Source organism: Maricaulis maris, assembly GCF_049116555.1.
Classification (GTDB): domain Bacteria; phylum Pseudomonadota; class Alphaproteobacteria; order Caulobacterales; family Maricaulaceae; genus Maricaulis; species Maricaulis maris_C.
This window is the reverse complement of sequence record NZ_JAGDYT010000006.1, coordinates 357,009-378,471: the sequence shown is the minus strand read 5'-3', so window position 1 is coordinate 378,471 and position 21,463 is coordinate 357,009. Positions and strand designations below refer to the sequence as shown.

The following is a 21,463-nucleotide window of genomic DNA, read 5'->3' as shown; positions in this document are numbered from 1 at the left end:
GACCCTGTCAGAGCGCGTCGAGGGCGTCGCTGATCTCGGTCTCGGTCGTGCACCAGCTCGTCACGAAGCGCGCCGATCCGTCCGGCCATTGGTAGAACTGGGCGCCAGCCTCGCGGAGCTGCGCGGCACGCGGCTCTGACAGCCGGACGAAGATCTCATTGCCATCGACCGGGTGCAGGACATCCGCGCCCTCCTTGCTCGCCAAGCCATCCGCCAGGGCCCGGGCGCGCGCATTCGCCGTTCGGGCAAGGTCAAGCCAGAGATCATTCTTCAGCCAGGCTTCGAACTGGGCTGCCATGAAGCGCATTTTCGGCGCCATGTGGCCGGCCCGCTTCTGACGGGCCTGGAGTTCCTCGAACCGGCCCATCACCGAGGGAAAAAGGATAACGGCTTCGGCACCCAGGGCGCCATTCTTGGTGGCGCCGAAACAGAGCGCGTCGACGCCGGCCTTCCAGGTCAGCTCGGCCGGGCTGCAGCCGAGCGTGACGAGGGCATTGGCGAAGCGGGCGCCATCCATGTGCACAAAGGCCGGGCGCGCCTTTACCCGGCGGGCGCGCTCGTTAACGTCGGACGGTGTGTAGGCGGTCCCGCTCTCACTCAGATTGGACAGGGAGAGAACCCGAACCGGGCTGGTATGGACAAAGCCTTCGGGGATTTCTCCGAGCGCCTGGTCAAGCGCGCCCAGGCTGATCCTGGCATGATCGCCCGTGAGCGGGATCAGCTTTCCGCCACCGGTGAAGAATTCGGGCGCGCCGCGCTCGTCACGATGAATATGCGCCTCGTCATGGCAGAGGATCGCGCCATGAGGCGGGCACAGCACGGACAGAGCCAGTGCGTTCGAAGCCGTGCCCGAAACCGCAAACAGGACTTTCAGATCGGTTTCGAAAATCGCCTTCAACCGCGCCTCAACCCGGGCCGAAATCGGATCGGCTCCATAGGACGGGGCAAAGTCCCGGTTCGCTGCCGCGAGGGCGTCGATCAGATCCGGATGGGCGGGGGCAGTGGTGTCGGAAAGGAAATTCATGACTGCAATGGACAGATCAAGGCGGGCCGCGTCAATCGCCGAAGGCGGGGTCGGGGACAAGCGGGGGCAGGGTATCGCGCATCTGGTCGGCCGAAGAGGTCGGTCGCGAAGACGGATCGGCCAGCGTCGACTGGCCGCCCAGGTCGCGCCCGGGAAAGCCGTTTCGGGCAAAAAGGGCCTGGATCTGGTCCGCCGTCATCTGCGCCATGGCAGCCTGGCCGCGGGCGATATTCTCCTCACTCGCGAACTGCAGCATGGGCAGACCCTCACTGCCGTCGGACAGGGGGCAGGCGAGCGCTTCGCGATTGGCATTGGAGGTCGAAAGGCAAAAGATCGAGCGCACTGCGTATTCGGTGCTGCCATTGCCGCCGGGGAAGGGCAGGGCCGTCCGCGTGTCGTTGAACGGATTGGTATCGCTGAGGATGTTCGGCGCTTCAACGCCGCCGGCAGGAATTGGCCTGTCACCGGCGGGCGGGTCTGCGTCGGGTGGCGGTGTCGCTGACGGCGCCGCCGCAATCTGTGTTGCAGGGTCTGGCGCATCTTCGATCGCCGCTTCCGGTTCCGGGGGCGGGGCAGGCTCAGCCTCGGGGATCAGCTCAGGCTCCGGCTCAGCGACTGGCTCCGGCTCAGCTTCAGGTTCAGTTTCAGGTTCAGGGATGGGCTCAGGAAGGGGATCCGGCTCGATGGACATTTCCGAGACGAAGATCACGTCGAGTATGTCGGGATCGGGATGCACCGTGTCGGGCCGCGGCATGAAGAGGAGGCCGCTGACGATCAGTGCGTTGATGGCAACCGCCGTCGCGCCGGCGGTCAGACGGCGACGCAAGGCTTCGGAAAGGGGCGTCAAAAACACCACGCCCGATCGTTCCTCTCACTCGGCCCCCGCCGTCACCCGACCTGCTTAGACCAGTGCGCGATGCGTGACCAGACGGTGGTGTGAGAAAGCGTCCGCTCAGAGCCGCGCGGCCGGCTCGGCCCAGACGACATAGCGATCAGGGCCGGGCACCAGACTGTCGAATGGCCAGCAGGTTACCAGGGCGAGCCGGGTCGGGCCGATGCCCGGTTCGATCCCGGACCGTTCGGCGTCCACCACATCCATTCCGGTGACGCGATAGCGCAGGGGCGCTTCACCGGCCTGTTCCAGGACAATCAGGTCGCCGGGTCGAACCGCTTCGAGAAAGGCAAAATGCGTGTCCCGATGCGCGGCGATGACACTGACCCCCGGCTCGCCCGGTCGCGCAGAGGCGTCGAGCAGGGCCGGTCCGAAAGCCAGCGCTTCGCCGCCGCCGTCGGAGAGGATGATGGCGTGTTCGCCAAGAGACGGGACGGAGAGCCGCGCCACGGGCCGAAAATCGGCCCAGGGCCATGGTGTGGACGCGGACTCCCCGTCGATTGCGCGGGTCCAGGACTGTGCGAGGAGGACCTGCGCAATATCGGCCTTCACCCCCAGCCAGGCGCCCTGCGCAAACAGGACGAGGCCGGTGGCCATGAGGCCCAGCGCGACAAGGCGCGGGCCCGGAAGGCGAAAGCGGGAAAACTGGCGGGGCAAGGCGATCACCACAGGCGTTCCTCACGCCGGGTCATCAGCCAGATCAGGGCGAAGAGCATGAGCAACCCGCCCAGCCCCATCAGAAGTTCACGAGGCGTCGCGGTTGCCGGCAGGGCCAGGCCATTGCTGGCCGCGGCCTGCCCGCCGGAGGCCGGGGCTGAGCGGAAGGCCAGGTGGTTGGCTGCGATGTCGGCCCGCTGAACCGGCGCGGCTTCGCTTTCGCGAACGCGGCCGAAGTCCCATCCGTCCGGAGGCATGGCCGGGACATCGCGCGAGGCGAGCGGGGTTCCGTCCGGACGGGCCGGTGTGACGTCGACCGCGACCAGGCTGGTCAGGCGCGAGACCAGGTCGAAATCGAGCGCGGTTTCCAGAATGGCGGCGTCGATATCAACCTGGCGGGCACCTTGAAAGCGGGCTTCCTCGAGGGCGCGAATCCGGTTGCGGGCAAACAGGGCGGCAATGCCGCGACCCGGCCGGGCCTCGGTGAGCGACAAGGTCTCGCGCCAGGCCTCGTCGGCCATCTCGCCCTCGATGATCATGACGCCGTCCCTGCCGGAGAGGCGCGCGGTCAGGGTGACCGGTTCGCCGTGATAGAGGTCGGGCAGGGGCGCCGGCCAGATCTCGCTGAGCGCGCCCTCCGGGAAGAGGGCATCAAGATTGGTCATGACCGGGCGTTCGAGCGCGGTGAAGAGCGCGTCCATCCGTTCCTCGACTTCGCTGACCTGGCCAATCCCGGTAAAGGTGCCGCGTCCCAGGCGGGCCGCGCGGTTCATGAAATACGTGTTGGGGGCGGACCCTATTCCGACCGGAAAGAGGCGCGAGCGGCCCAGATTGCGCTCGATGGCCGCGAAGAGCTCGGCCTCATTGCCGATCGCGCCATCGGTCAGGAAAACCACCTGGCGAACGCGCGCCGCGTCTTGCGGATTGGTATCGCGCAGCGCGGCGTTGAGCGCGGGCAGCATGACCGTGCCGCCATCCGCATCCAGCCGGCGGGTGAAGGCGAGGGCGCGCGCGACGGCTTGCGGTGTCGCGTCAACAGCGGTGGGGAAGACCTGTTCCATCGTGTTGTCGAAGCGGATGACATTGAAGCGGTCTTCCGGCTCCAGGCGCTGCAGGGCCGTGATCAGCGCGGCGCGGGCCTGGCGCATCGACGCGCCGGCCATCGAGCCGGAATTATCGATCACGAAAATCGTCTCCCGAGCCCGGCGCGGTGTGTCTGCGCCCATCTCGGCCGGTGGCAGGACCTGGGCCAGGAGATAGGTCTCGCCTTCCCATTCCTCGACAAAGAGGGCCGCGCTGGGCGTGTCGGGGTCAACCGGCCGCCAGGTCAGCACGAAGTCCCGATTGGCCGGAACAGGGCCGTCCGCGAGCGTGATATGCGCTGTGCCATCGGCCCGGCGCTCGACCAGGGTGGCGTGATAGAGGCTGGCGATCTCGCCCAGGGCGAAACCGGCATCCAGGCGAGCCGTGATGGCGACTGGCAGGCGTAGCTGGTCGGTCGGCTCGGCGGAGGGGTGGAGCAGGGGCGGGGTGATGCGGTGTGCGTCCGGCACGGGGTGACCGCTGCGCGCGCCGGTGGCGGCCAGTTGATCGTCGCTTCCCTGCGGGACATAGCGTGGTGTCAGGCCAAGGGGCTGGCGGAATTGGAAGCGGCCATCGGCGAAGCGCGCCACGTCCTGGTATTCAATCTGGATGATGATGGTCTCGCCGGGGCCGATATTGGCGACCGAGGTGGTGAACATGTTGGGGCGTTCCTGCTCGACCAGGCTGGCACGCTGGCCATTGCGGCGCGCGGTTTCATAGGTGCGCCGGGCTTGCTGGCGCTCCTGGATCTCGCCTTCGATGAAACGATCCCCGACCTGCATGCGCAGCCGGTCGACGCCACTGTCCTCGGGCATGGGGAAGACGTAGGTGGCCTCGACCCAGGCGTCAGTCGGGTTTTCGAAACGCTGGGTGACCGTCGCGCGGATGACCGGGCCGTTGATCGTGAAATCCAGCTCGGTTGCGACCATTGGCGCCGGCAGGTACTGGCCGGGTTCGACCGTCCGGATCAGCAGAGCGCCCTCATTGATCTCGGAGAGGCGGACGAGTTCGAGGCCGTCATGGGGGGCGTCGTCGGCGGCGGCCTCGGACCACAACAGCAGGGCGGCGGCGAGCGCCGCGAGAGCAAGGGTTAGTCCGAACCAGGCCTGTGACCCGACTGTTGCGTGTGTGCGTGCGGCCGCCATGCGAACCTCCCCGATATGTGCCGGCCGCTCCGTTCTGCGAGGGCGTTTGCGGAGCGACCGGCTTCCCTGTCCGAGGTCACGCTGATCCCGGATCACGAAGGTGACAGGGCGGTAATGCGGCGATTGCGGGGAAAATTGCGGCCATGTCTGGGCGGGTCGGACCGGTCGGACCCGGCCCGTGTCATGCAGAATTGCCTGCGCGGCAGGGCGATCTTGCATAGCTGGGGGATTGGCGCGCGCGCCGAGCGGGACTAGGCTTTTTGCTTCCAGCCGAGCTCTACCGGGACATCATCATGACCTTTACACCGTCCTCCGCGCTTCAGCGCGTGAAACCTTCCGCCACGCTTGCCGTCACCCAGAAGGCGCGAGAGCTCAAGGCGAAGGGCATTGATGTCATTTCGCTCGGCGCCGGCGAGCCGGATTTCGACACACCTGATCACATCAAGGATGCGGCGATCGCCGCGATCCGTCGCGGTGAGACGAAATACACCAATGTGGATGGTATTCCGGAACTCAAGGATGCGATCATCAAGAAGTTCCGGCGTGACAATAATCTCGAATACCAGGCCAACCAGATCCATGTCTCCACCGGCGGCAAGCCGGTCATCTACAATGCCTTGCTGGCAAGCCTGAATGAGGGTGATGAAGTCATTATTCCGGCGCCCTACTGGGTGAGCTATCCGGAGATGGTCAATCTGGTCGGCGGAACGCCGGTGACCGTGAAGGCCGGGATCGAGAACCGGTTCAAGATCAGCCCCGATCAATTGGCGGCCGCGATCACACCAAAAACGCGCTGGCTCATCCTCAACTCACCGTCCAATCCGACAGGTATGGGCTATACCCGGGACGAGCTGCGGGCCCTGGCCGATGTGCTGCTGGCGCATCCGCATGTCTGGGTGATGACCGACGATATGTATGAGCACATCGTCTATGAAGGCTTTGAGTTCGCGACCATCGCCGAGGTCGAACCGAAACTCTATGACCGCACGCTGACCATGAATGGTGTGTCCAAGGCCTATGCCATGACCGGGTGGCGGATCGGCTATGCCGGCGGGCCGGCCGCCTTGATCAAGGAGATGGGCAAGGTCGCCTCTCAGACCACGTCCAATCCCTGTTCGATCTCGCAATGGGCGTCGGTCGAGGCGCTCAATGGCAATCATGATTTCCTGGCCGCGCGCAATGCGGCTTTCCTGCGTCGCCGGGACCTGGTGCTGGCCGATATCAATGCTGCAGAGGGGCTCGTCGCGCCGACACCGGAAGGGGCTTTCTATGTCTTCGCGGACTGTTCCGGCACGATCGGCAAGACGGCACCGGACGGCCGCGTGATCGAGACCGACACGGATTTCTGTGCGGCCCTGCTGGAGGCCGAGGCTGTTGCGGCCGTGCCGGGCGTAGCCTTCGGGCTCGAGCCGGGCTTTCGCATCTCCTACGCCACCTCGGATGAAGCCCTGACGGAAGCGGGAATGCGGATTCGCCGTTTCTGTGCAGCGTTGCGCTAGCCATAGACATCATCGATACCAAAGCCAATTAATCCTGATTTGAATTATGGGATTGGGGTGTCTATCTCTTGCAGGACGCCGCGGCGATGCCGCAAGCCAATGCCAATAAGGAGACTGTGATGAGCATCAATATGGGTCTGTCCGACACGCAACGTGAAGCCATGGCCAGCGCTGTGACCGCCGTCCTGGCAGACACGTATGCGCTCTACTTCAAGACGCACGTCTATCACTGGAATGTCACGGGGCCGCGCTTCCACGACCTGCACGCCCTGTTCGAGACGCAGTATAACGAGCTCTGGATGGCAACCGACATGATTGCCGAGCGAATCCGCGCCCTCGATGTCCTCGCCCCGCGCTCCTATGACGAAATGTCTGGTGCGGCCGCCATCAAGTCCGGTGGTGAAGCCAAGGACGCCAATGACATGTTGCGGGACCTGCTGAAGGGACATGAGACAGTTGTCGCCACAATCCGCAAGGCCCTCGAGCTGGCCGCCGAGCACGGTGATGAGGCGACGGCGGATGTGTTGACGCCGCGCCTGACCGAGCACGAGAAATCTGCCTGGATGTTGCGGTCCACTATCGGCTGATCTGCATGATCGGTTCGTTGACGAGAGCCCCGGTGCCTGGCACCGGGGCTTTTGTTTGCGGCACAGGCAAAAAAATGCCCCGGCTCTGGGGAGAGCCGGGGCAGGTATTGTGAAGCGGGCTTGGGGAAGCCCGAAAGAGATGGCGCCGGGTCCTATAGGGGAGGAGAGGGACCCGGCGCGATGTTGCGCGCCCGAATGGGGAGGAGGGGCGCACAAAACTCAGATGGGGAGATCTGAGGAGCGGCTTGGTCGCCGCGTCGGGTGTGTGTATCGGCGATTATGCCGCTTGGCAGAAGAGCCATGGCGGCATGTCAGATATGCATAATTGCGACGGCATACCGGTTTTCGCCATGCATTGCTGCATTGTCGCCACAATTGCTCTGCGGCTCTCTGGTCTCTTCGGTGGGCGGAAGTCTCTTGTTAACCAAGCATTCGGAAACTCGCCGCCGAAATTTACCTCGGAGAGCCGAATGCTAGCTGCCTTTGCCCGCGAAAAAACCAAGGCAGGTCACCGCCATGGCGTGCCCCACGCCCAGGCCGACAAGGGCGGCGCGGACCCTGTGAGTGCAATTGTGGCGGCGATTGAGCAGGTTGCCGATGGTGGCGATATTCCGGACCACCTCCCCGACCCGGTCAGACGGGCCTTGGCGCGCCTGGCGGATCAGGCGGAGCATCGTGACCGGGCGGAGCTGGCGCGGGCGACCGGGTTTTCCATGCAGGCGAGTGACGCAATGGCGGCAGTTTCGCGCGCGACCGGTGAAATCCGCGAAGTGGATGACCGCAGCCAGGCGATGGCGGCGGCGATCGAACAGCTGGACGCCTCCATTCAGCAGATTACGCTCCATGCGGACGGCGCGAACGCAAAACTGTCGGAATGTGTGCGCGCGACGGATGAAGGCCTCTCGGAAGTCGATCGCACGGCGGCCGAGATGAAATCGATCGATGACAGCTATAGCGGTATCGAGACCCGGGTTGGCGCACTCGAAGCGGCCTCAGGCCAGATCACGGAGATCGTTGATACGATCGCGGCGATCGCCGGACAGACAAATCTTCTCGCACTCAACGCCACGATTGAAGCCGCCCGGGCCGGCGAGGCAGGTCGTGGATTTTCGGTCGTTGCCCAGGAGGTGAAAGCGCTTTCCGAGCAGACCGAGAAAGCGACCGGCGACATCCGGCGCCGGATCGAGAATTTGCAGGGCGAGGTGCTTGGCATCACCGAGGCTGTGGAAACTGCGGCGGCGGCGATTTCTTCGGGCATGACCGCGTCGCGCAGTGCCCATTCCCGGGTTCGCAGCGGCGTGTCCTTCGTGAATGAGGGCGAGCAGCTGGTCGCCGAGATCGCGCGCCTGATGAAGGAACAGCAAGCCGCCACGAGCGAGTTGTCGGGTGGCGTCGCCGGGGTTGCCGGCAATGCCCGACGCGCGCGGGACCGGGCCGAGCAGGTCATTGATTCCGTCGCCCGGTCAGAAGCGCTGGTGGAGGAATCCTTTGTCGACCTCGACCAACGCGACATCCGGAATTACGTGCTCTACCGCGCCAAATCCGACCACTTCCTGTGGAAGAAACATTTGTCCGAAATGCTGGTGGGGCGCCGGGATGTGTCGGAAGACACGCTGGTTGATCACCACCTTTGCCGCCTTGGAAAATGGTATGATCAGGTCGAGGATCCGGAGATGCGCAACCGGGCCTCGTTCAAGGCGCTCGAACCGCCCCATGCCCGTGTTCACGAGGCAGGGCGCGAAGCTGCTCGCTGTTTCGCGCTCGGTGACAAGGCCGGCGCGGAAGCGGCCGTTGACCGCCTCGAATCCGAGTCGGTGCAGGTTGTGAAACTGCTCGATCAGTTGATCGCGGAGCTCAATAGCCAAGGCTGATGCGTCAGCTCTGCCAGCGGCGGGCCTGTTCGATGAGGAAGTCGCGGAAGGCGACGATCCGGCGCGATCCGCGCAGCTCGCTCGGATAGACGAAATAGACCTCGAAATCCGGGCCATCCACCTCTGGCAGAACGCGGCTGAGCTTCTGGTTTTCGCGGGCGACATAGTCGGGCAGGGCAGCAATCCCCATGCCGGCTTCCACCGCTTTCATCACCCCGTAGATCGTATTGACCTCGATCACGGCCGGGCGTGGCGCTGCACCGTCCTCACGACCGGCCTTCGCCGCCCAATCGAGCCCGGGGATCGGTGCCAATTGTGGTGGCCCGTAGTAGATGATGGCGTGATCATCGAGCGCCTCCACGGAGGCCGGGGAGCCCTTGCGCTCAATGTAGTCGTGACTGGCATAGAGGTGCTGGCGCACAGAGAGCAGTTTGCGTTGCACCAGATCATTCTGGGTCGAAGGCCAGGGCCGGATCCCGACCTCGGCTTCCAGCCCGGCGAGGTCAAGCTCGTGATCGTCCAGCATCAGGCGGATGCGGATATTGGGGTATTCATCGTTGAACTCGGCGAGGCGCGGGGCGAGCCAGATCGCTCCGAGCGCCGTGGGCGCCGTGACTTTCAGCTCGCCTGACGGTTCATCGCGGGCATCATGAACATGCGCCTCCGCGATCGCGACCTTGGACGCGATCTCATGAGCGGCTCCGTAGAGGAGATTGCCCGGCTCGGTGGGAATCAGCCCGCGGGCGTGGCGATGAAAGAGGGTGACGCCGAGATCATCTTCAAGTGCGGCAATCTGCCGGCTCACGGCGGATTGCGACAATCCCAGCATCTCCGCGGCCTTGGTCAAGGACCCCGCCTGCGCCGCGGCGTGAAAGGTTTTCAGCTTGTCCCAGTCCATGCCCGCTCATCTCCCCGTACGGATTCGATTTGGGGCAGTCTAACGGGAACGGGACGAATCGCGACCCTGCTACTCCGTCCCGCTGTCGTCGTCCGTCTCGGGTGCCGCATCCGCAGCTGGCTCGGTGGTGTCGATGGTCGGCAGGTCGACCGTGTAGACCTCGCCATAGCGACCCTCGCGGAAGAGTTCGATGCGGCGGTTCTGGACAGCGGTCATCAGGATGGCGGCATTGGTCGGCATTGTCGCGCAATTGGCGACCACGCCTGTTTGCTGCGTCTGTTCGGCATTGCCGAAGGCAAATGATGTCATCGTCGACGGGCCGGCCACACCGGTGCAGCGGCGCGAGCCATTGATCATGTCGGCGACCTGCCAGTCGGAAACACGGGCTGAGACGGGGCGATCCGCATGCAGCTGTTCCGCCGTCTCTTCATTGGCATAGCGAGCGAGGTGGGCGCGCAGGTCCGTCTCGAAATCCGGGAACAGGACACGGGCCTCATCATAAGCCACGGAGACGCGGAGTTCGCGCTCATTGACTTCCACGCCCCGCAGCGCGTTGACGAATTCGACGGCGGTCCGGTCAAGCTGACCCCAGACACCGGCGCCTGTATAGGCCGAGCGGCGCAGTTCCGGGCTGCCGACAGATCCGTTGAAGAAACCGTACATGACGCGCGGATCGTCCCAGTTCGCATAGACGATGTTGTGGCGGATATCATTCAGGCTCAGGCGCTGGCCTTCGACTTCCAGAATCTTGGCGTCGAAGACATTCTCGTCCGAACCATGCGCTTCCATATTATTGATCCAGCGCACCGGATAATTGAGCATGGTCTGCTCGATGATCGTGACGTTGTAGAGGTTGAACCAATAGGCCAGCTGCTCGTTGCTGCTCAGGCGCGACAGGCCGCCAATCTGGTCCGGAAGTGCTTCAAGATCTTCGCGCTGGAAGGTAATGGCTTCCCGGTATTCATCATTCAGCACGTGATAGACGACCCGGTTGCCCTCATGGCGATAGCGCGTCGTATTCGCCGTATTGATACGGGTTCCGGTCTGGATCGGGCGGGTCCGCTCGGGTTCGCGGTCCATCGGAGGCACATTGAGCACTATGCCCCGCAGGATGACAGACCAACCCTCGTGATCGATCACCATGTTGGAGTTGTCATTGGCTTCGGCGAAGACCGAGAAATCGGCCATGGGCTGTGACTGGGCGTGGCTCGCCGGGATCGACGCAATGGCAATCAGGGCGATGCCGGCAAGGAAGTAACGACGCATGGGAAAGCTCCACTCACAGCCTGCGCCCTTTGGCGCGTGATCGGACGCGAAACTAGCGGGGGCGAGCGTCAAGGCAAGGGGGACTGGCGTTAAATAAATTCCACGTCTTCACGATGCCCGGACCCGGTCAGCAAGCCCCGCATGACGCCAGCCGGACCGGACCGGTCAATATTCGAGACACCGGGCCAGGGCAGGTCCGGGAGGGGCAAGGCGATCGAGCCGCCGGGCGTCCGGGCCGGTCTTGGCTCCGAACCCCTTCCGGATAGCCGGCTCGAGCCGACGGCAGGTTCCTGCCCGGCGCTCAGCCTTGCGGGCGGGAAGTCTAGTCCTGGGCGGCCAGGAAACGTTCCGCGTCCAGCGCGGCCATACAGCCCATGCCGGCCGCCGTCACGGCCTGCCGATAGACATCATCGGTGACGTCGCCGGCGGCGAAGACGCCGGGGATTGAGGTCTTGGGTGTGCCCGGCTCGACGACCAGATATCCGCCGTCCTTGGTTTCGAGCTGGTCGATGAAGAGCTCGGTCGCCGGGGCGTGGCCGATGGCCACAAAGAAGCCATGGGCCGGAATGTCCGTGGTGACGCCCGTCTTCACATTCTTGATTCGCACAGCGGTCACGCCAGCCGGGTCGCTGTCACCCAGCACTTCTTCGACTTCGCTGTCCCAGACGATCTCGATCTTCTCATGTTTGAACAGGCGGTCCTGCATGACCTTCTCGGCCCGCAGCGTATCGCGACGGTGAACCAGAGTGACCTTGGAGGCAAAATTGGTCAGGAACAGCGCTTCCTCGACGGCGGTATTGCCGCCGCCGACAACCACGACTTCCTTGCCGCGGTAGAAGAAGCCGTCGCAGGTTGCGCAGGCGGAAACGCCGAAGCCCTGGAATTTCTGTTCGCTCTCGAGGCCCAGCCATTTGGCCTGGGCGCCAGTGGCGATGATCACGCTGTCGGCGGTATAGACCGTGCCGCTATCGCCCTTGAGGACGAAGGGGCGTGAGGTCAGGTCCGCTTCGACGATGATGTCGGACACCATGTCCGTCCCCACCTTCTCGGCCTGCTCGCGCATCTGGTCCATCAGCCAGGGGCCCTGAATGACATCCGCGAAGCCGGGATAATTCTCGACATCGGTGGTGATGGTCAGCTGACCGCCCGGCTGGAGCCCGGCAATCAGGGTCGGCTCAAGCATGGCGCGAGCGGCGTAGATGGCGGCGGTATAACCGGCAGCGCCGGAACCAATAATGATCAGGCGCGAGTGACGCGTCTCGGACATGGTCGAACCTCAAAGTCTGGCAGGGGCAGGGCCCCGAGTCGGGATTGGCCTTCTATATAGGCGCTCGGGCGGCAATTGCCTGCCCACCAATGCAGCGCGCCTGATCTGCCTATTGGGGCGTGAGCGCGCGCACCATTCCCCGGTCCCGGCCGCCGGGCCAGTTCATGGTGTCAAACGGGTCGTCTCCTGCCTGATCGGTGGCGATCAGATGGGCTGCATACAGATGGGCCGAGCGCGTCCCGGAGCGACAATGCATCACAACCGGGCCGTCGCTTTCCGCCAACAGGGCCGCGAGTTGCGTGGTCAGCGCCGGATCTGCGCCATGTGCGCCGCCAATCGGCATTTCGACATAACGCATGCCACGCGCTTCTACCGCTGCGGACAGGTCAAAGGGCAGGCTGGCCGTTTCCTCCGGTGTTCGCGAATTGATCACCATCCGGGCACCCGACGCCGCCCAGGCATCAAGGTCGGCTTCGCTTGGCTGGCTGGCCAGCCAGACCGTGTCATGGCGCGCTACGATGGCGCCATCATCCTGAAGGGTCATGGTCACTCCCAAGAGACTGAGAAAGGCGACGAGCAAGGTCATCATGCGGCCTTGCCAGTCGAAAAGGATTGCTCGCGACGGTAACGCGCGAGGAGCTGTTCCGCGACGCGCTGCGTTTCCTGCAGCGGCTCATAGTGCCAGCGGTCGCACGCGCCGAGATAGGGGCGTACCGCGCCATGAGCTTCAAGATCGGCATGAAGCCGCGCAAACTTGCCCGGCGTGCCGCTCAACGGCAGGACATAGACCGGTGCACCCGTGGCGCAGGCTTCGACCAGCATGTTGGTGGATTCCTCGGTCACGAATATCCAGTCGGCGGCGGCCAGGAAGGCGAAATAGGGATTGGGGCCCTCACCGTCAAAATACCAGATCCGGTCCCGATTTGCGAAATGCCGCCGGAAACGGTCACGGACAGGTTCGGGCGTGCGGCGGGACACCGTGATCATCAAGGAAAGGTCCTGAGCGTGCAGGGCGTCCAGGCGGGCTTCCAGATAGTCTGCGGCAGGCGTATCGAGCTTGAAGCGCTTTGAATCGCCTCCGATCAGGACCGTGGCGCGCGGCGAGGGGAGCGCCTCGATCTGCCGGGTGAAACCGGCTTGCCCGTGGCTCAGTGTGGCGCCTGTCACCCGGTTGGGCGAGCCGATCATGGGAATGACATTGGCGCCCGCCAGCCGGTCATGGCGGGGTGCGACGATGAGGTCGAAATCGCTGTGACGGGACCGCGGATCCTGCACATAGACGAAGAAACAGTCCGGGAAAATGCGCCGCTGACGACCGGCCAGCGGAATGGCGGCCCGGCCACAGCCGATCCAGATGTCCGGCGTCGAATTGGCAGGCAGGGTGACGAAGCCATCCTTGCGCACGACGACCCGCTCGATTTGCACCGGGCCATCGAGACGGGGCTCAAGCGCCTCTGCCAGGCCAAGCGCCTGGTTCTCGATGCCGCGGCGACCGTCGGAGACGACCCAGATGGTCGTGCCTGTATTTGCGTCAACACTCATTCCCCCACTTAGAATGCGCCCCTCTTCCAGCGTCAAGCGTGCACGCGCTTGACACTCGGTGTTACGCGTGTCACATCATGTGACAAGTGTAGCGCACAAGTCGGCGAGGCTTGGCGCCAGAGCAGGAAGACAGAGCAGGAAGACAGAGCATGACCGCCACCGCTCCATCCCAGGCTGAACTGGCCATTCTCAAGCATTTGTGGACTGCAGGTCCGCAATCCGCGCGGGAGGTCCAGGACCGTATCGCCGGGCCAACCGGCTGGTCCTATTCAACGACGCGCACCTTGCTGGCGCGGATGACGGAGAAGGGTCTGGTCGAGCGCCAGGACGTGCATGGCCTGTCCGTCTTCAACGCCCGGGTCGAGAAGGTCACCCTGATGGGGCGCCTGATCCGGGACTTCGCCGCCAATGTCCTCGATATGGAGGGTCCGTTGCCGGCCACGACCTTCGCCAATAGCCGCCTGTTTTCCGACGAGGAGGCCGAGGCCCTGACCCGCTTGCTGGAAACCAGCGGTGACGGTGAGGCAGGAGATCGCTCATGACCGGATTGATGGAAGCGCTTTTCGTCGGCGCCGGCCTGTCGCTGTTGTCGGGGCTCCTGGCACTGGGTTTCGCGTCATGGCAGACGGCCCGGGGCCGGACAGGAACCGGCCTGTGGCGTGCGGCCCGCTGGGCAGCCCTGGCCCCGCTGGCCCTGGCACCGATCATTTATTGCATTCCGGAAACCACCATTGTGGCCATGCATGCGCCTTTGCCTGATGGCCCGGCGCTGGTCGGGCCGGCCCTGCCGGCAGCCGAGACCGGCTTTGATTGGTTGGAAGCCCTGATGGGCATTGACTGGGCGTTGGCGCTCATCGCGCTCTATGGTTTCGGCCTGGCGCTCGCGATCGGCGGTGCCGCCTTGCGTCATCTGCGACGCACGGCCCTCCTTGCCGGCAGCCGGCCAGCGCCGGACATGGCCCAGGATTATCTGTCCATTCTCGCGTCGAGAGTCGGGGTCGAGACGCCGGATTTTCGCCTGCGTGACGGATTGGCATCGCCCATCCTGACGGGGTGGTCGCCGGTCATACTCGCCGATCCCGCCCTGCTTGATGATACGGCAGCCAGCCGCTACGCGCTGACCCATGAACTGGTTCACCATCGCCGCGGCGATGAGCAGGACCGGCTGCTCGGGGCGGCCCTGATGGTGGCGCTCTGGTTCCACTGGCCGTTGCGCCGGATCGAGCGTGAATTGCATGAAGCCCGCGAGATTGATTGTGACGCGGAAAGTCTGGAAGCGCTGGGGGGCGCAGAGCGGAAGCCCTATGCGGCGACGCTGATCACCATGATGCGGAGCCCGGCCCAGCTGGTGTCGGCCTTCGGTCCCGATGACAGGAGACATCGAGAAATGCGTATCAAAGCCATCCTTTCAGGCCGTTCGGCCCGTCCGTCCCCCCGCCTTCTGGCCGTGATGCTGGCCGGCGTGTCAGTCCTGCCCGTCGCCTGCGCCCAGGCGGCCCTGACAGATCGCACCCAGCTGGCGGTCGACCTCAACAGTCCGGGCGACAACCAGGTTGTCCGCTTCCACGCCGCACCGAATGGCGACGCCAATGCCGACGGCGACCACGCGCTGCATGAGCTTGATGATGTGGAGGCCCGGATGGTCTTCCGGACCGAGGATGGTCGCACGATTATCTTCGATGAGGTCGAGCCGGGTGAGGACGGCAATCTGGAACTGGCATTCGGCGGCGATGATCAGAATGTGATGATCATCCCCGAGGGCACCGAAGGCGAATTCACCTTCTTCGCTGAGGGGGAGTTTGAAGCGCGCGAAATCGCTTTTACCGACGACGCCGGCAACACGGTTCGCTTGTCCGTTGACGTGGAGACGGAGTGGCGCGCCGAGGATGGCAATTTTCTCGTGCTTGAGCTTTCTGAGACCCCGGCCGCCCCGGAGATGGTTGAGCCGACCGCGGAGCCGGCGCCGCGCGCCGATGTCAGCCCGCCGGCACCCACGGCATCACCGGCACCGGCAGTCGAACCCGTTGCGGGTAGCGAGCCCAAGCCAGCGGACGCGCCGCGCGCGCTGCGCCGGGTCGAGCCGCCGGCATCGCCTGCCTTCAGCCATCCTGTCACCGCGGGTCGCGTGACGTCGCACTTCGGCAATCGACCCTCCCGCCCGGCAGGCGCTCCGGTCTTCCACGGCGGCACCGACATCGCGGCTGCAAGCGGGACGCCGGTCTGGGCGCCCCGGGACGGCGCGGTAATCCACGCCGAGATGGGCTTCAACGGTTCGGCGCGCTGGGGCAATACGGTCGTGATCCAGCATGCTGATGGCTGGCAGAGCGTTTATGCCCATCTTGACCAGATCGATGTCGAGGTCGGCGACACGCTTGTCGCCGGAAGCCAGCTCGGAACGGTTGGAACGACGGGCGCCTCGACCGGTTCGCATGTCCATGTTGAACTCCGGCACAATGGCCAGCGTGTGGATCCGGCGACGCGGCTGACCGGGCTCCGCTAGGCGCATCCTGCCTGCAGCTTTCCAGAGGGGTGGCCAGTTGGTCGCCCCTTTTTTGCGTCAGCGACTGGCGCTTCGACTTGCGGGTATGGCCCTGATCATCCAATTATCCTCGCCATCAAGAACACAAGTCAGAATTTCAATGGTCGGGGATGACAATGGCAGAACGTGAATTCGATATCGTGGTGTATGGCGCGACGGGCTTTACCGGGCGTCTGGTGGCCGAGTATCTCGCTGCAGAGCATGCGGCGATCCGTTGGGCCATGGCCGGCCGGTCCGAGGCCAAGCTGGCTGAGGTGCGCGACCTGATTGGCGCGCCGTCCGATACGCCGCTCCTTGTTGCGGACAGCTCCGACCCGGCCTCACTGGACGCGCTGGCGTCAAAAACCCGCGCCGTGATCACCACGGTTGGCCCCTATCAGCTTTTTGGCGAACCGCTCGTTGCTGCCTGTGTGAAAGCGGGCACGGATTATGTCGATCTGTGCGGTGAGCCGGCCTGGATGCACGACATCATTGCGGACTATGACAAGCCGGCGCGTGAGAGCGGGGCCCGGATTGTCCTTTCCTGCGGCTTTGATTCCATTCCTTTCGATCTCGGCGTCTATCACCTGCAACAGGCCGCCATCGCCAGGACCGGCGCGCCGATCAGCCGTGTGAAGGGCCGCGTCCGCAAAATGAAGGGCACCTTCTCGGGCGGTACGGCAGCGAGCTTCGCCGAGACCATGAAGCGCGCAGCCAAGCAGCCGGAAATCATCGACTGGCTGAAAGACCCCTTCTCACTCGTCCCGGGCTTTGATGGCCCGGAGCAGCCCTCAGGCGCCAGGGTCGTTTTCGAGGAAGACCTCAATTCCTGGTCGGCACCTTTCATCATGGCGACCATCAATACCAAGAATATCCATCGCTCCAACGCTTTGCTCGACCATCGTTACGGCAAGGATTTCACCTATGACGAGATGTTCCTGACCGGGCCGGGCGAGCAGGGCGAGGGCTTCGCCAAGATGATCGCCAATGACAAGTCGATGTCCGAGAATCCCCCCAAGCCGGGTGAGGGGCCATCAAAGGAAGAGCGCGAAACCGGTTTTTACGACGTCATGTTCACTGGTCTCAACACGGATGGTGAACGGATGACGTCAAGTGTCTCCGGCCAGCGTGATCCCGGCTATGGTTCGACCTCCCGCATGATCGCCGAAGCCGGTCTGTGTCTGGCGTTCGATATTGACCGGGATGCCACGCCGGGTGGTGTCTACACCACCGCCCCCGCGCTCGGCGACGCCCTGATTGCCCGCCTGCAAAAGCATGCGGGCCTGACATTCGCGATCGAGGGGTAAGGTCCAAAACAAAACGGCCGGAGCGTGGGCCCCGGCCGTTTTGTGTCTGGCATGAGCTGGAAAGCCTACTGCCAGGTCACCGACATGATCTCATAGCTCTTGAGGCCGCCCGGTGCGTTGACCTCGGCGACATCGCCGACTTCCTTGTTGATCAGGGAGCGTGCAATCGGTGAGGAGATGGAAATCTTGCCGGACTTCACATCGGACTCGTCATCGCCGACGATCTGATAGGTGGATTCCTGCTCGGTATCCTCGTCCAGAACCGTCACCGTCGCGCCGAATTTGACGGTATCACCGGACATTTTCGAGATGTCGATGACCTGGGCGCGAGCCAGCTTGTCCTCAAGGTCCTGTACCCGGCCTTCAATCCAGCCCTGACGCTCCTTGGCAGCATGGTATTCGGCGTTCTCGGAAAGATCGCCATGCTCACGCGCCTCCGAAATCGCCGCGATCACTGCCGGGCGTTCGATGGTTTTCAGACGTTTCAGCTCTTCGTCGAGGGCAATCTGCCCGGCGACGGTCATCGGGATCTTGTTCATGCGACCACTTATCTTCGGGAAAGAGGAGACAGGCTAGCCTCCGCTTTATTGGCCATCAAGAGTAGGTCTGCAGCGCCTGCGGTTCAAGCGCCCCCTCATCAATACGGCGCAGTGAGGCAATGGCGGCCCGCGCGGCCGAAGCCGTGGTGTAGCAGGGGATGCGCGATTCAAGCGCAGATCGGCGGATGGAATAGCTGTCCAGATGGGACTGACGGCCTTCCGTTGTATTGAAGATCAACTGCACTTCGCCATTCTTCATCGCGTCAACAATATGCGGGCGCCCCTCGAAAACCTTGTTCACGCGGGTCACCGGAATGCCGGCATCCTCGAATGTCCTGGCGGTCCCGCCGGTGGCAAGGATGGTGAAGCCGAGCATTTTGAGGACGCGGACGGGCTCGATCATTGCCGCCTTGTCGCCTTCCTTCAGCGAGATGAAAACACCGCCCTTGCGGGGCAGGGCAATGCCGGCCCCAAGTTCGGCCTTGGCGAAAGCGGCTTCGAAACTCGTATCAATGCCCATGACTTCGCCGGTCGAGCGCATTTCCGGTCCGAGAACCGGATCGACGCCCGGGAAGCGCGCCCAGGGCATGACAGCCTCCTTGACCGAGATATGCTTGGGCGCCGGGTCCTTGAGGCCGAAATCCTTCAACTTGGCACCCGCCATCACCTTCGCAGCGATCTTGGCGACGGGCTGACCGATGGCCTTGGCCACGAAGGGGACGGTCCGCGAGGCGCGCGGATTGACTTCCAGCACGTAGATCTCGCCATCCTTGACGGCGAACTGGACATTCATCAGGCCGCGAACGCCAATCGCCTTGGCCATGGCAACTGCCTCGGCCTTCAGCTCGGCAATCATCTCGTCGGAGAGATTGTAGGGCGGCAGTGAACAGGCACTGTCGCCGGAGTGCACGCCGGCTTCCTCGATATGCTGCATGACACCGGCCACCCAGACGTCCTCACCATCGCAGATCGCATCAACATCGATCTCGTCGGCATCGGTCAGATAGCGGTCGAGCAGCAGGGGGGACTTGCCGGACACGTGGACGGCTTCGCGGATATAGCGCTCGAAACTGTCCATCTCGCGAATGATTTCCATCGCCCGGCCGCCCAGCACATAGGAGGGGCGAAGAACCAGCGGGAAACCCAGCTTCTCCGCCTCGGCGCGGGCTTCGGTGTCCGAAGAGGCGATGGCATTGGGCGGCTGCTTCAGGCCGAGATTGTCGAGCAGGTCCTTGAAGCGGCGGCGGTCTTCGGCCAGGTCGATCGCGTCCGGCGCGGTCCCGAGGATGGGCACGCCTTCCGCTTCCAGCTCACCGGCCAGCTTGAGCGGGGTCTGGCCGCCATACTGGACGACGACACCCAGCAGTGTGCCCTTTTCCCGTTCGGTCTCGATCAGCTCGAGCGTGTCCTCAATGGTCAGGGGCTCGAAATAGAGACGGTCGGCGGTGTCGTAATCCGTGGAGACCGTCTCCGGATTGCAGTTCACCATGATCGACTCGATGCCCATATCGCCAAAGGCGAAGGCGGCATGACAGCAGCAATAATCGAATTCGATTCCCTGGCCGATACGGTTCGGGCCGCCACCCAGAATGATCGCTTTCTTCGCATCCGAAGGATCGCTCTCGCATTCCGCCCCGACACCGAAGGCCGGCAATTCATAGGTGGAATACATATAGGGCGTGGCGGCAAAGAATTCGGCGGCGCAGGTGTCGACCCGCTTGAAGACGGGACGCACGCCCAGGGCGCGGCGGGCCTTGCGGATCTCGACTTCCTCAACCTTCACCAGTTGGGCGAGACGGGCATCCGAGAAGCCCATCGCCTTGAGGTCGCGGAAGGCCTCGGCGGTATCCGGCAGGCCGAGCGTGGCGATATCCTCTTCCGTCGTGACGATCTCCTCGATCTGGCGCAGGAACCAGGGTTCGTAGAGCGAGGCACGCTCGACTTCGCCTACATCCAGCCCTTCACGGAAAGCCTGCGCGATTACGCGCAGACGGTCCGGCGTTGCCAGGGCGAGAGCGGCGCGGACGGCCTGTTTGCGGGCGTCCAGGTCGATGGCTTCGTCAACGCCCGGGATCTCGACTTCGTCAAAGCCGGACAGGCCGGTTTCCATCGAGCGCAACGCCTTTTGCATGCTCTCCTGGAAACTGCGACCGATGGCCATGACTTCGCCGACCGATTTCATCGAGGTCGACAGTTTGGCTTCCGCACCTGGATACTTCTCGAAGGCAAAGCGCGGAATCTTGGTGACGACATAGTCGATGGTCGGCTCGAAGGAGGCCGGTGTCGCGCCATCGGTGATGTCATTGGCAATCTCGTCGAGCGTATAACCGACGGCCAGTTTGGCAGCGACCTTGGCGATCGGGAATCCGGTTGCCTTCGAGGCCAGCGCCGAAGAGCGCGACACGCGGGGATTCATCTCGATCACGACCATGCGGCCATCGGCTGGATTGACCGCGAACTGCACGTTCGAGCCGCCAGTCTCGACGCCGATCTCGCGCAGCACGGCCAGCGAGGCCGAGCGCATGATCTGGTATTCCTTGTCAGTCAGGGTGAGGGCCGGGGCGACGGTGATCGAGTCACCCGTATGCACGCCCATCGGGTCCACATTCTCGATCGAGCAGATGATGATGCAATTGTCCGCCCGGTCGCGGACAACCTCCATCTCGAACTCTTTCCAGCCGACAATCGATTCCTCGACCAGGATTTCATCAACCGGGGAGGCGTCGAGGCCGGTCCCGCAAATCTCGCGATATTCCTCGACATTATAGGCAATGCCGCCGCCGGTGCCGCCGAGGGTGAAGGAGGGGCGAATAATGGCAGGAAGGCCGATCTCGCTCATCACCGCGTCGGCTTCGCTCAGGGAATGCACGGTGCGTGAGCGCGGGCTTTCCAGGCCGATCTTGTCCATGGCGTCGCGGAAGCGTTCGCGATTCTCGGCCTTGTCGATGACGTCTGCCTTGGCGCCGATCATCTCCACGCCGAAGAGATCAAGCACACCGCGCTTGTCGAGCTCCAGGGCGCAGTTCAGCGCCGTCTGGCCTCCCATGGTCGGCAGAAGCGCGTCCGGGCGTTCCTTCTCGATGACCTTGGCCACCATCTCCGGCGTGATCGGCTCGATATAGGTCGCGTCAGCCAGCTCCGGATCGGTCATGATCGTTGCCGGATTGGAGTTCACCAGGATGACCCGGTAGCCCTCGGCCTTCAGCGCCTTGACCGCCTGCACTCCCGAATAGTCGAACTCGCAGGCCTGTCCGATGACAATGGGGCCGGCGCCGATGATCAGGATGGACTGGATGTCTGTGCGTTTGGGCATGGCGTGGCCTTCTTTTCCCTGTCGCGTGTCAAGCGCGCGCGCTCATCGCGACCCT

17 protein-coding genes are annotated in these 21,463 nt (G+C 63.8%); 6 read left to right on the top strand and 11 right to left on the bottom strand.

Annotation, left to right across the window (positions count from 1 at the left end; translation table 11 throughout):
• Positions 1 to 7: 7 nt before the first annotated feature.
• The 4 genes from JXQ94_RS09365 to JXQ94_RS09350 all read right to left on the bottom strand — a co-directional run bounded on the left by JXQ94_RS09365 (position 8) and on the right by JXQ94_RS09350 (position 4,801).
• Positions 8 to 1,024, bottom strand: a complete 1,017-nt coding sequence (locus JXQ94_RS09365) for a threonine aldolase family protein (RefSeq protein ID WP_421923508.1) — start codon at positions 1,022 to 1,024, stop codon at positions 8 to 10.
• A gap of 31 nt (positions 1,025 to 1,055) precedes the next feature.
• Positions 1,056 to 1,877 carry a hypothetical protein gene (locus JXQ94_RS09360; RefSeq protein WP_421923507.1) on the bottom strand — a complete coding sequence of 274 codons (822 nt, stop codon included), beginning with the start codon at positions 1,875 to 1,877 and terminating at the stop codon, positions 1,056 to 1,058.
• A gap of 99 nt (positions 1,878 to 1,976) precedes the next feature.
• A complete protein-coding gene (locus JXQ94_RS09355) occupies positions 1,977 to 2,582 on the bottom strand; it encodes a class GN sortase (protein ID WP_421923506.1) in 606 nt (201 codons plus the stop codon).
• Positions 2,579 to 4,801: a marine proteobacterial sortase target protein gene (locus JXQ94_RS09350; protein ID WP_421923505.1), complete on the bottom strand. Its 2,223-nt coding sequence runs from the start codon at positions 4,799 to 4,801 to the stop codon at positions 2,579 to 2,581. The genes JXQ94_RS09355 and JXQ94_RS09350 overlap by 4 nt, the downstream gene beginning before the upstream one ends.
• 293 nt (positions 4,802 to 5,094) lie before the next feature.
• Between JXQ94_RS09350 and JXQ94_RS09345 the strand changes: the two genes are divergently transcribed.
• The 3 genes from JXQ94_RS09345 to JXQ94_RS09335 all read left to right on the top strand — a co-directional run bounded on the left by JXQ94_RS09345 (position 5,095) and on the right by JXQ94_RS09335 (position 8,758).
• The gene (locus tag JXQ94_RS09345) at positions 5,095 to 6,300 is read left to right on the top strand and encodes a pyridoxal phosphate-dependent aminotransferase (protein WP_421923504.1); all 1,206 of its coding nucleotides are present in this window, start codon (positions 5,095 to 5,097) and stop codon (positions 6,298 to 6,300) included.
• A 116-nt stretch (positions 6,301 to 6,416) separates the two neighbouring features.
• Positions 6,417 to 6,887 carry a Dps family protein gene (locus tag JXQ94_RS09340; protein ID WP_421923734.1) on the top strand — a complete coding sequence of 157 codons (471 nt, stop codon included), beginning with the start codon at positions 6,417 to 6,419 and terminating at the stop codon, positions 6,885 to 6,887.
• A gap of 470 nt (positions 6,888 to 7,357) precedes the next feature.
• Positions 7,358 to 8,758, top strand: coding sequence for a methyl-accepting chemotaxis protein (locus JXQ94_RS09335; protein WP_421923503.1), 1,401 nt, complete (start codon positions 7,358 to 7,360; stop codon positions 8,756 to 8,758).
• Between the two features lie 4 nt (positions 8,759 to 8,762).
• Here the strand turns inward: JXQ94_RS09335 and JXQ94_RS09330 are convergent, their stop codons facing one another.
• From JXQ94_RS09330 to JXQ94_RS09310, 5 genes are all read right to left on the bottom strand, one after another.
• On the bottom strand, positions 8,763 to 9,656 hold the full coding sequence (locus JXQ94_RS09330) for a LysR family transcriptional regulator (RefSeq protein WP_421923502.1): 894 nt from the start codon (positions 9,654 to 9,656) through the stop codon (positions 8,763 to 8,765).
• A gap of 69 nt (positions 9,657 to 9,725) precedes the next feature.
• A complete protein-coding gene (locus JXQ94_RS09325) occupies positions 9,726 to 10,922 on the bottom strand; it encodes a DUF547 domain-containing protein (RefSeq protein ID WP_421923501.1) in 1,197 nt (398 codons plus the stop codon).
• Positions 10,923 to 11,244: 322 nt separating this feature from the next.
• Complete coding sequence (trxB, locus tag JXQ94_RS09320; RefSeq protein WP_421923500.1) at positions 11,245 to 12,189, bottom strand: thioredoxin-disulfide reductase; 945 nt, start codon at positions 12,187 to 12,189, stop codon at positions 11,245 to 11,247.
• Positions 12,190 to 12,298: 109 nt separating this feature from the next.
• Positions 12,299 to 12,778, bottom strand: coding sequence for a beta-lactamase hydrolase domain-containing protein (locus JXQ94_RS09315; RefSeq protein WP_421923499.1), 480 nt, complete (start codon positions 12,776 to 12,778; stop codon positions 12,299 to 12,301).
• Positions 12,775 to 13,731 carry a mitochondrial fission ELM1 family protein gene (locus JXQ94_RS09310; protein WP_421923498.1) on the bottom strand — a complete coding sequence of 319 codons (957 nt, stop codon included), beginning with the start codon at positions 13,729 to 13,731 and terminating at the stop codon, positions 12,775 to 12,777. The genes JXQ94_RS09315 and JXQ94_RS09310 overlap by 4 nt, the downstream gene beginning before the upstream one ends.
• 149 nt (positions 13,732 to 13,880) lie before the next feature.
• Here JXQ94_RS09310 and JXQ94_RS09305 point away from each other — a divergent pair, with 149 nt between their 5' ends.
• The 3 genes from JXQ94_RS09305 (at position 13,881) to JXQ94_RS09295 (ending at position 17,556) form a co-directional block, all read left to right on the top strand.
• Positions 13,881 to 14,273 carry a BlaI/MecI/CopY family transcriptional regulator gene (locus tag JXQ94_RS09305; protein WP_421923497.1) on the top strand — a complete coding sequence of 131 codons (393 nt, stop codon included), beginning with the start codon at positions 13,881 to 13,883 and terminating at the stop codon, positions 14,271 to 14,273.
• Positions 14,270 to 16,231 (top strand): peptidoglycan DD-metalloendopeptidase family protein, encoded by a 1,962-nt coding sequence (locus JXQ94_RS09300; protein WP_421923496.1) that lies wholly within the window; start codon positions 14,270 to 14,272, stop codon positions 16,229 to 16,231. Before JXQ94_RS09305 ends, JXQ94_RS09300 begins: the two co-directional genes overlap by 4 nt.
• Positions 16,232 to 16,386: 155 nt before the next feature.
• Positions 16,387 to 17,556, top strand: coding sequence for a saccharopine dehydrogenase family protein (locus JXQ94_RS09295; protein ID WP_421923495.1), 1,170 nt, complete (start codon positions 16,387 to 16,389; stop codon positions 17,554 to 17,556).
• A 65-nt stretch (positions 17,557 to 17,621) separates the two neighbouring features.
• On the opposite strand, the gene greA is transcribed toward JXQ94_RS09295, so the two are convergent.
• The gene (greA, locus tag JXQ94_RS09290) at positions 17,622 to 18,095 is read right to left on the bottom strand and encodes a transcription elongation factor GreA (RefSeq protein WP_421923494.1); all 474 of its coding nucleotides are present in this window, start codon (positions 18,093 to 18,095) and stop codon (positions 17,622 to 17,624) included.
• Between the two features lie 55 nt (positions 18,096 to 18,150).
• Positions 18,151 to 21,408, bottom strand: a complete 3,258-nt coding sequence (gene carB, locus JXQ94_RS09285; RefSeq protein WP_421923492.1) for a carbamoyl-phosphate synthase large subunit — start codon at positions 21,406 to 21,408, stop codon at positions 18,151 to 18,153.
• Positions 21,409 to 21,463: the final 55 nt, after the last annotated feature.

What these genes read in the sequence shown, in the direction of transcription:
- trxB (WP_421923500.1), bottom strand. Translation starts at nt 12,189, where the DNA reads ATGTCCGAGACGCGTCACTCGCGCCTGATCATTATTGGTTCCGGCGCT.
- carB (WP_421923492.1), bottom strand. Translation starts at nt 21,408, where the DNA reads ATGCCCAAACGCACAGACATCCAGTCCATCCTGATCATCGGCGCCGGC.
- JXQ94_RS09335 (WP_421923503.1), top strand. Translation starts at nt 7,358, where the DNA reads ATGCTAGCTGCCTTTGCCCGCGAAAAAACCAAGGCAGGTCACCGCCAT.
- JXQ94_RS09365 (WP_421923508.1), bottom strand. Translation starts at nt 1,024, where the DNA reads ATGAATTTCCTTTCCGACACCACTGCCCCCGCCCATCCGGATCTGATC.
- JXQ94_RS09345 (WP_421923504.1), top strand. Translation starts at nt 5,095, where the DNA reads ATGACCTTTACACCGTCCTCCGCGCTTCAGCGCGTGAAACCTTCCGCC.
- JXQ94_RS09295 (WP_421923495.1), top strand. Translation starts at nt 16,387, where the DNA reads ATGGCAGAACGTGAATTCGATATCGTGGTGTATGGCGCGACGGGCTTT.
- JXQ94_RS09305 (WP_421923497.1), top strand. Translation starts at nt 13,881, where the DNA reads ATGACCGCCACCGCTCCATCCCAGGCTGAACTGGCCATTCTCAAGCAT.
- greA (WP_421923494.1), bottom strand. Translation starts at nt 18,095, where the DNA reads ATGAACAAGATCCCGATGACCGTCGCCGGGCAGATTGCCCTCGACGAA.
- JXQ94_RS09325 (WP_421923501.1), bottom strand. Translation starts at nt 10,922, where the DNA reads ATGCGTCGTTACTTCCTTGCCGGCATCGCCCTGATTGCCATTGCGTCG.
- JXQ94_RS09330 (WP_421923502.1), bottom strand. Translation starts at nt 9,656, where the DNA reads ATGGACTGGGACAAGCTGAAAACCTTTCACGCCGCGGCGCAGGCGGGG.
- JXQ94_RS09310 (WP_421923498.1), bottom strand. Translation starts at nt 13,731, where the DNA reads ATGAGTGTTGACGCAAATACAGGCACGACCATCTGGGTCGTCTCCGAC.
- JXQ94_RS09315 (WP_421923499.1), bottom strand. Translation starts at nt 12,778, where the DNA reads ATGATGACCTTGCTCGTCGCCTTTCTCAGTCTCTTGGGAGTGACCATG.
- JXQ94_RS09300 (WP_421923496.1), top strand. Translation starts at nt 14,270, where the DNA reads ATGACCGGATTGATGGAAGCGCTTTTCGTCGGCGCCGGCCTGTCGCTG.
- JXQ94_RS09350 (WP_421923505.1), bottom strand. Translation starts at nt 4,801, where the DNA reads ATGGCGGCCGCACGCACACACGCAACAGTCGGGTCACAGGCCTGGTTC.